6 protein-coding genes are annotated in these 9,608 nt (G+C 72.9%); 5 read left to right on the forward strand and 1 reads right to left on the reverse strand.

Annotated elements, in window-relative coordinates; all coding sequences use genetic code 11:
- The first annotated feature begins 8 nt into the window (after nt 1-8).
- The 3 genes from ACZ44S_RS36620 (at nt 9) to ACZ44S_RS36630 (ending at nt 4,167) form a co-directional block, all read left to right on the forward strand.
- Entirely contained in the window at nt 9-1,244 is a 1,236-nt protein-coding gene (locus ACZ44S_RS36620; RefSeq protein ID WP_466937250.1) for an acyltransferase family protein, read from the forward strand.
- A 283-nt stretch (nt 1,245-1,527) separates the two neighbouring features.
- Complete coding sequence (locus ACZ44S_RS36625) at nt 1,528-3,573, forward strand: M4 family metallopeptidase (protein ID WP_466937252.1); 2,046 nt, start codon at nt 1,528-1,530, stop codon at nt 3,571-3,573.
- A 72-nt stretch (nt 3,574-3,645) separates the two neighbouring features.
- On the forward strand, nt 3,646-4,167 hold the full coding sequence (locus ACZ44S_RS36630; protein ID WP_466937254.1) for a DUF1990 family protein: 522 nt from the start codon (nt 3,646-3,648) through the stop codon (nt 4,165-4,167).
- A 190-nt stretch (nt 4,168-4,357) separates the two neighbouring features.
- On the opposite strand, the gene ACZ44S_RS36635 is transcribed toward ACZ44S_RS36630, so the two are convergent.
- A complete protein-coding gene (locus ACZ44S_RS36635; protein WP_466937256.1) occupies nt 4,358-6,976 on the reverse strand; it encodes a glycosyltransferase family 1 protein in 2,619 nt (872 codons plus the stop codon).
- Between the two features lie 436 nt (nt 6,977-7,412).
- Between ACZ44S_RS36635 and ACZ44S_RS36640 the strand changes: the two genes are divergently transcribed.
- Entirely contained in the window at nt 7,413-8,615 is a 1,203-nt protein-coding gene (locus tag ACZ44S_RS36640; RefSeq protein WP_466937258.1) for a S8 family peptidase, read from the forward strand.
- Between the two features lie 274 nt (nt 8,616-8,889).
- Nucleotides 8,890-9,608 (forward strand): maltotransferase domain-containing protein (locus tag ACZ44S_RS36645; RefSeq protein WP_466937260.1); only part of this gene is annotated, 719 nt, incomplete at its 3' end.

Raw genomic sequence — 9,608 nt, forward strand, 5'->3', positions numbered from 1 at the left:
CCCCACCCATGCGGACAGCACCCCTCAGGACGAAGCACCGGCGCACCGCCGGGCGGCGGCACATCGCACCGCTGGACGGGCTGCGGGGCGTGGCCGTCCTGGGGGTGCTGCTCTTCCACGCCGGTCATCTCGGCGGCGGCTTCCTCGGCGTCGATCTCTTCTTCGTCCTGTCCGGTTTCCTGATCACCGGCCTGTTGCTGAAGGAGGCGCGGGAGGGCGGCGGCCGTATCGATCTCGTTGCGTTCTGGGGACGGCGGGCACGCCGGCTGCTGCCCGCGCTCGCCGTCACCGTGGCGGGCACCCTGCTGCTCGTCCTGGCGTTCGGTCCGCCGTCCCTGCTCCGGTTCGCGCTCGACGACACCCCCTGGGTCGCGGCGAACCTCACCAACTGGCACTTCATCACCGACCGGGCCGGTTACTGGAACGGGGCGGACACCCGGGTCTTCGGCCACTTGTGGAGCATCGCCGTCGAGGAGCAGTTCTACCTGCTCTGGCCGCTGCTGGTGGGGCTGATCGCCCGGGGACTCGACGCGGACCGGCGCGTCGCCGCCGCGGCCGGGGCGGGGGCCGTCGTCTCGCTGGTCCTCATGGTCGCCCTCGCCGCCTCGGCGGGCCCCGGCGACACGACCCGCGTGTACGAGGGGACCGACACCCGCGCCTTCGCCCTGCTGCTCGGTTCGCTGGCGGCCACGGCGCCGGCCGCGCGACTGTTCGCCCGCGTCCGCGAGGCCACCCTGCGCCGGTCCGGTGCGGTCCTGGCCTGCGGGATCGGGGTGTACTGGGCGCTGGCCGACGGTCAGCGGACCCCGTCGCTGTTCCAGGGGGGTCTGTTCCTGCATTCGCTGGCCGCCGCCCTGCTCGTCGGCTGTCTCGCCCAGGCGCCGCTCGGCCCGCTGGGCCGTCTCCTCGCCGCATCCGTGCTGCGCCGGCTCGGCGGACTGTCGTACAGCCTCTACCTGTGGCACTGGCCGGTGTTCCTGCTGCTCGACGAGGAACGGCTCGGTCTGTCCGGCCCGCCCCGTACGGCCGTCGTCGTCGCCGTGTCGGTCCTGGCGGCCTGGCTGTCCAAGGTGCTGGTGGAGGATCCGGTGCGGTTCCGGGCGCGGTGGGCGACCGGCCGCCGCGGCGTCGTCGCGCTCGTCGTCACGTTCGCCGCGCTGGCCGCGCTGTGGGCGGCGATCCCCGCACCCCGGACGGGGGCCGGCTCCGTCGACGTCACGCGCCTCATGTCCGCGGACGGCTGATCCCGTCGCCCCCGCTGCTCGCGCCGCGCGGGTGACCCGTTCGTATACCGAACGCGAACTCCCGGACAACGAACGATTTCCGGCCAAAGTCTTGACGCGCTCCTGACAGCAACCGCGATCCCCTGCCACTCTTCCCACGGCCGCTGCACAGCAACCCCACAGCGTCATCGCTCCCGCTGCACGGCGGCCACGGCTCAGAGCACTTCCGTTCTGCCCGGGCGGCTCACCCGCCGGCCGGTCTCCCCAGGCCGCGCGACCCGCGGCCACGCAGAAGGAGTCAGCGTTGAGAACCAGGTCGTCCCACAGACGCACCCCCCACACCACGCACCGCCGCGCCGCCGCCGTCGCCCTCGCCGGGGTGGCCGCGCTGATCGCCACGGCCGTGCAGTCCGGCAGCGCCACCGCCGCCCCCGAACAGACGCCGGCGGCCGCGAGCAAGGCGAAGCCGGGTTCCGAGTCGGTCAAGCTCACCCCCGCCCAGCGCGCCGCGCTGATCCGCGAGGCGAACGCCACCAAGGCGGAGACCGCCAAGGACCTCGGGCTGGGTGCGAAGGAGAAGCTCGTCGTCCGTGACGTGCTCAAGGACCGCGACGGCACCGTGCACGTCCGCTACGAACGCACCTACGACGGTCTGCCCGTCCTCGGCGGCGATCTCGTCGTGCAGGGCGACACGGCCGGCGAGGCCGACTCCGTCGTCAAGGCCACCCGGGCCGCGGTGCAGCCCGCGACCACCACCGCCAAGGTGCCGGCCGCCGCGGCCGAGCGGCAGGCCCTGTCCGCGGCGAAGGCCGAGGAGGCCAAGGGCGCCGACGTCGATCGCGCCCCGCGCAAGGTGATCTGGGCTGCCGAGGGCAAGCCGGTCGTGGCGTACGAGACGGTCGTGGGCGGCCTCCAGCACGACGGCACCCCGCAGGAACTGCACGTCGTCACGGACGCCACCACGGGCGAGAAGCTCTTCGAGTGGCAGGCCGTCCAGAACGGGACCGGCCACACCGTCTACAGCGGCACCGTCGACCTGACCACCACGCAGTCCGGGTCGTCGTACAACCTCACCGACGGGGCGCGCGGCGGGCACAAGACCTACAACCTCAACCGGGGGACCTCCGGCACCGGCACGCTGTTCTCCGGGGCGGACGACGTCTGGGGCAACGGCAGCCCTTCCAACGCGGAGTCGGCCGGCGCCGACGCCCACTACGGGGCCGCGCTGACCTGGGACTACTACAAGAACGTGCACGGCCGCAGCGGCATCCGCGGTGACGGGGTGGGCGCCTACTCCCGCGTCCACTACGGCAACAACTACGTCAACGCGTTCTGGTCGGACAGCTGCTTCTGCATGACGTACGGCGACGGGTCGGGCAACGCCAACCCGCTCACCTCGATCGACGTCGCCGCGCACGAGATGACCCACGGTCTGACCTCGAACACCGCCGGCCTGATCTACAGCGGCGAGTCCGGCGGCCTCAACGAGGCGACCAGCGACATCTTCGGCTCCACGGTCGAGTTCTACGCCAACAACTCCTCCGACGTCGGTGACTACCTCATCGGCGAGGAGATCGACATCAACGGCGACGGCACGCCGCTGCGCTACATGGACAAGCCGAGCAAGGACGGCGCGTCCAAGGACTCCTGGTACTCGGGCATCGGCAACATCGACGTCCACTACTCGTCCGGCCCCGCCAACCACTTCTTCTACCTGCTGAGCGAGGGCAGCGGCACCAAGACCATCAACGGTGTCACCTACGACTCGCCCACCTCGGACGGCCTCCCGGTCACCGGCATCGGCCGCGCCAAGGCGGAGAAGATCTGGTTCCGCGCGCTGACCACCAAGTTCACCTCCACCACCAACTACGCGGGCGCCCGCACCGGCACCCTGGCGGCGACCGGTGAGCTGTACGGCACGGACAGCGCCGAGTACAAGGCGGTGCAGGACGCGTGGGCGGCCATCAACGTCGGCTCGCGCCCCGGTGACGGCGGCGGTGGCGGCACGTCCTTCGAGAACACCGCCGACGTGTCGATCCCGGACAACGGCGCCGCGGTGACCTCCTCGATCACCGTCACCGGACGGTCGGGCAACGCGCCCTCCAACCTCCAGGTGGCGGTCGACATCGAGCACACCTGGAGCGGTGACCTGGTCGTCGACCTGGTGGCCCCGGACGGCACCGTCTACAACCTGCGCAACCGCACCGGCGGCTCCGCGGACGACATCAAGGAGACCTTCACGGTCAACGCCTCCGCCGAGGCGGCCAACGGCACCTGGCAGCTGCGGGTGCAGGACCGGGCACGCTACGACACCGGCTACATCAGCGGCTGGAAGCTCACCTTCCCGTAAACCGGGAACGAGTGACATGAGCGGCGCCCCGCCTTCCCCGAAGGCGTGGGCGCCGCCCTACTCTTGGGTCCCATGTCTTCGGCGGACTTCACCTACGACCACGTCGGCGCGACCCGGGACCCCGGTTTCTGCCCTCCCGGCTTCCACCCCATGCGGGTGCGCACCCGGCTCGGCGAGGGCGAGCCCGTCTTCCGGCAGGCGGCGGAGGCGCTGCTCACCTGGGAACTGCACCGGGAGCTGGGCGTCGGCATCGACGCCACCGCCGACCGGGCGGCCCCGGACGTCGACGTCACCGTCACCCTCGCCGGGGTGGTCAAGGCGCCCTGCCGGGTGGTGTGGACGGTGGAGGAACACCGCAGGGCGGGCTGGGCGTACGGCACGCTGGCCGGGCATCCGGAGAGCGGCGAGGAGGCGTTCGTGGTGGACCGCACGGGGGACGGGACGGTGTGGCTGACCGTCTCGGCGTTCAGCAGGGCGGCGCGCTGGTACGCCCGCGCGGGGGGTCCCGCGACGCGGGGGCTCCAGCACGCCTACGCCCGCCGCTGCGGGAAGGTGCTGCGGCGGCTGGCCAACCGGGGCATCGACCAGGACTGACGTCCGGTTTTCCTACGCCGCAGCCTGCGTCCACGGTTGGTCGCCCCCGCCGCCCCTTCCCGTCCCGTCCCGTCCCGTCCCCGGGGGCGCTGCCCCCGGACCCCCGCTCCTCAAACGCCGGAGGGGCTGGATTGTGCCGGACCGGCCGAGTTTTGCCGAGGCTGAGTCATGCCGAGCGGGCCGGTGACGCTCACCGCATCAGGAGGCCCGCCGCCTCCGCCAGGTCCTCCGACGGGACCGCGAGCAGTCCCATCTCCGCGCCGGAGGCGAGCAGGCGGTGGCTGGGGAGGATGCGGACCGTGTAGCCGAAGGGGCCCGTGCGGTCCAGGGACAGCGGCCCCTCGTACACCCAGCGGCCCTCCTGGTCGGGCGCGCCCACCGGCTTCAGCGGTACGGCCGCCGCATCGGTGATGCGGTCCTCCTCGTCCACCCGCCCGGAGACCGCCTGCACCTCGACGTCCTCCGGCTTCAGACCGCCGAGCCCCACCCGCACCCGCAGCCCGAGCGTCGTGCCGAGTTCCGCGGTGACCGTCGTCACGGACGTCTCGACATGGTCGACCGTCACCCCGCGCCAGGCACCGCGCACCCTCGCCTTCCACGCGGCGAGCGCCCGGGCCGAGTCCGGGTCCATCGCGCGGTGCGCGTGCGCGGCGGGCACGTACAGGCGCTCGACGTACTCGCGGACCATGCGGCCGGCCAGCACCTTGGGGCCGAGCAGGCTCAGTGTCCGGCGCACCATCTCGATCCAGCGGTCGGGCAGCCCGCTGCGGCCGCGTTCGTAGAAGGACCGTGTCACCCGCTGCTCCAGCAGGTCGTACAGCGCCGCGGCCTCTATCTCGTCGCGCCGGTCCGGGTCCGTCCCTGCGCCGTCCGCCGTGGGGATGGCCCAGCCGAAGTCGGGCTGGAACCACTCGTCCCACCAGCCGTCGAGCACGGACAGGTTGAGGCACCCGTTGAGCGCGGCCTTCATCCCGCTGGTGCCGCACGCCTCCAGCGGCCTCAGCGGGTTGTTCAGCCAGATGTCGCAGCCGGGATAGAGCTTCTGCGCCATCGCCATGCCGTAGTCGGGCAGGAACACGATCCGGTGGCGTACGCGGGGGTCGTCGGCGAACCTGACCAGTTCCTGGATGAGCCGCTTGCCGCCGTCGTCCGCCGGGTGCGCCTTGCCCGCGATCACGATCTGCACCGGCCGCTCGGGATGCAGCAACAGGTCCATCAGCCGGTCCCGGTCGCGCAGCATCAGCGTCAGCCGCTTGTACGACGGAACGCGCCGGGCGAAACCGATGGTCAGCACGTCCGGGTCGAGCACCCCGTCGATCCAGCCGAGTTCCGCCGTGCCGGCACCGCGCTGCCGCCAGGAGGCGCGCAGCCGCTCACGGACCTCCAGCACCAGCAGTTCGCGCAGTGACCGGCGCAGCTCCCAGATGTCCTGGTCGGCGATGTCCGCCACGGAGTCCCAGCGGTCGGAGTCGCCGACGCTCAGCGCCTCCTCGGCGCGCTGGGTGCCGATCTGCCGGGCGCCGAGGCGGAACACCTCGGGGGCGACCCAGGTGGGCGCGTGCACCCCGTTGGTCACGGAGGTGATCGGCACCTCCTCGGGGTCGAAGCCCGGCCAGAGCCCGGAGAACATCTCGCGGCTGACCTGGCCGTGCAGCAGGGAGACACCGTTGGCGCGCTGGGCCAGGCGCAGGCCCATCACGGCCATGTTGAACAGGTTGGACTCGCCCCCGGGGTAGGTCTCCATGCCGAGCCGGAGGATGCGGTCGACCTCCATGTGCGGCAGTTCGGCGTGCGGACCGAAGTGCCGGGCGACCAGTTCCCGGTCGAACCGGTCGATGCCGGCCGGGACGGGCGTGTGGGTGGTGAACACGGTCCCCGCGCGGACCGCCTCCAGCGCCGCGTCGAAGTCCAGCCCCTCGGCGCGCAGTTCTGCGATGCGTTCCAGGCCGAGGAAGCCGGCGTGGCCCTCGTTGGTGTGGAAGACCTCCGGTTCGGCATGCCCGGTGAGCCCGCAGTACGTGCGGACCGCGCGGACCCCTCCTATGCCGAGCAGCATCTCCTGGAGCAGCCGGTGCTCGCTGCCGCCGCCGTAGAGCCGGTCGGTCACCCCGCGCTCGCCGAGGTCGTTCTCCTCGACGTCGGAGTCCAGCAGGAGCAGCGGGATCCTGCCCACCTGTGCCAGCCAGATCCGCGCGCGCAGCGACCGGCCGCCGGGCAGCGCGAGGGTGATCTGCGCGGGGGTGCCGTCGGACTCCTTGAGCTGGTCCAGGGGCAGCTCGTTGGGGTCGAGGACGGGGTAGTGCTCCTGCTGCCAGCCGTCCCGGGACAGGGACTGGCGGAAGTAGCCGTGCCGGTAGAGCAGACCGACGCCGATGAGGGGGACGCCGAGGTCGCTGGCCGCCTTCAGATGGTCGCCGGCCAGGATGCCGAGGCCCCCGGAGTACTGCGGCAGGGCGGCCGTGATGCCGAACTCCGGGGAGAAGTAGGCGACGGCGGCGGGCATGCGGTCGGTCTGCGCCTGGTACCAGCGGTCGCCGGTCATGTAGGCGTGCAGATCCTCCGCGACCGCGTCCAGGCGGTCCAGGAAGGCGCGGTCGCCGGCCAGCTCCGTGAGCCGTTCGGTCGCCACGCTGCCGAGCAGCCGCACGGGATCGCAGCCGGCGGCGGCCCAGCGCTCGGGGTCGACGGAGCGGAACAGGTCACGGGTCCCGGAGTGCCAGGACCACCGCAGATTGCGGGCCAGGTCACTCAGGGGGCGCAGGGGTTCGGGGAGCACGGGTCGGACGGTGAATCGACGGATCGCCTTCACAAGCCACCTCGGCGCGTTCGTGAGAGACGCGGTGTGCGTCCGGGCATCGCTGCCGACAGTACCCGCGCGAACACCGTCCGCGCGGGAAGCCGGGAGACACAGCCACCCCGCTCCGCCTACCCAAACGATTCGCCTCAAAGCCGATATGGCCGATTCCGCCCCCATGGGCGTCCTTGCCCCGCTTCTCCCCCGCACGAGACGCTGCCCTCCGGAGGTACCGGCCCGCGCCGGAGCCGTATCCCGCCGTCCGGACCGGGCCCCGGCCGAGGACATGGACCGGCGGCGCCGGGGACGGCGGGGCGGCAGGGCAACCCGGACCGGGCGGGGCGGCGGTGGGGGCATCCCGCCCGGGCGGGAGAAGGCGCCGGGAGCACCCGCGAGCCCGGTACGGCCGGACCAGCAGGGCTCGAAAGGACCAGGGAGGGGAACTCGGACCATGGCACGGACGCGGACACGGCGTCTGCGCCGGGTGGGGGGCGGCACGGCGGTGCTGTGCGCCGCGGCGGTCTCGGCCGCCACCCTGCCCGCGCACGCCGCACCTCAGGGGCCCGTGCGCGGAGCCGGTGCGCCCGGCTCCGTGGCGGGCAGTTACCTGGTGACGCTCGAGGAGGGGACGGCGGCCCACTCGGCGGCGGGCCGGGACCTCGCCGCGGCGTACGGGGCGAGAATCAGCCACACCTACGGCACGGTGCTGAACGGGTACGCCGTACGGGCCGACCCGGGGCAGGCCCGGCGTCTGGCGGCCGATCCCCGGGTCGTCTCGGTCGTGCAGGACACGCGTGTGGAACTGGACCGGACACAGCCGAGACCGCCGTCCTGGGGCCTGGACCGGATCGACCAGCGCGCCCTGCCGCCGAACCGCCGCTACACCTCGCCGGAGCGGGCGGGCGCCGGGGTGACGGTGTACGTGATCGACACGGGCGTGCGCATCACGCACAAGGAGTTCGCCGGCCGGGCCCGCCACGGCTGGGACTTCGTGCAGAACGACCGGAACGCCCAGGACGGAAACGGGCACGGCACGCATGTCGCCGGCATCGTCGCGGGCACGGCGTACGGGGTCGCCAAGAAGGCCGGGATCGTCTCCGTCCGCGTTCTCGACGACGCAGGTTCGGGCACCACGGCCCAGGTGATCGCCGGTATCGACTGGGTGACCCGGAACGCGAGGAAGCCCGCGGTCGCCAATCTCAGTCTGGGCGGCTTCCACAACGCACAGCTGAACGCCGCCGTCCGTACCTCCATAGCCTCCGGCGTCACCTACACGGTCGCCGCGGGCAACGAAGGCATGCCGGCGGCGCTCTACTCCCCGGCAGGCGTGAAACAGGCCGTCACGGTCGGCGCGACCGACCGGGGGGACAAGAAACCGGCCTTTTCCAACCACGGCTCGGCGCTCGATCTGTTCGCCCCGGGTGCGTCGATCACCTCGGCCTCCGCCGCCGGCGACACCGCACGGGCCACTCACTCGGGTACGTCGATGGCGTCCCCGCACGCGGCGGGCGCGGCGGCGCTGTATCTCGCCGAGCACCGGCGGGCGACCCCGGCCCAGGTGTCGAAGGCGCTGGTCAAGGGGGCGGTGAGGGGAAAGGTGACGCGGCGCGGGCTCGGTTCGCCGAACCGGCTGCTGCAGGTTCCGCGCTCCTGACGGCACCCCGGCAGAAGACCGGAGGCCGACGGCCCGGGAGTCGCGACGAGGGCGGTGGGAACGAGCCCACGGGGGGCGCTCCCGGGACCGGCTCCGTCCCGTGCGGACGGGGCCGGACTTGTGTGTCGACATACGCGTGAGTAGTTAGCAACGTGCCGGATTGCCCACCCGAGCAGTGTGGGAAGGCTCCTGCGGGTACACCCCACAGAAACCCCGCAGGACCCACCTCCCCACAGTCATCCGCCCACCCACGTTGACGCGGACAGGAGCGGTCATGCCCGCCAAGCACCACTCGTCATCACCTCCCGCGCCCGGCACCCCGGCGCCCGTGAAACGCGGCGCCGGGGCGGTCTCTCCCGGCCGCCGTACCGAGACCGGGCCCCCCTCGTCCCCCGACGCGGCCCCCGCACCGCCCGCCGCCGGTCCCCCGACCGCCGTGGGGCGCATCCCCGTGCTGGACGTCCGCCCGATGGTCCGGCAGGGGCGCCGGCCGGCGAAGGCCGTGACCGGTGAGACGTTCGAGATCTCGGCCACCGTGTTCCGGGAGGGGCACGACGCGGTGGCCGCCGATGTGGTGCTGCGGGACCCCGAGGGGCGCCGGGGACCGTTCACGCCGATGCGGGAGCTGGCGCCGGGCACGGACCGGTGGGGGGCGACCGTCACCGCGGGGGAGCCCGGGCTGTGGACGTACACCGTCGAGGCGTGGGGCGATCCGGTCACCACCTGGCGGCACCACGCGCAGATCAAGATTCCGGCGGGCATGGACACCGAGGTGGTGCTGGAGGAGGGCGCCCGGCTGTACGAGCGGGCGGCGGCCTCGGTGCCCGACACGGAGCCGAGAAGCGTGCTGCTCGCGGCCGTGGACGCGCTGCGGGACGAGAGCCGTCCGGCGGCGTCGCGGCTGGCGGCGGCGTTGACGCCGGAGGTGGACGCGGTGCTGGCCCGGCATCCGCTGCGGGAGCTGGTCACCAGCAGTGAACCGCTGCCGCTGCT

Source organism: Streptomyces malachitofuscus (assembly GCF_055571035.1).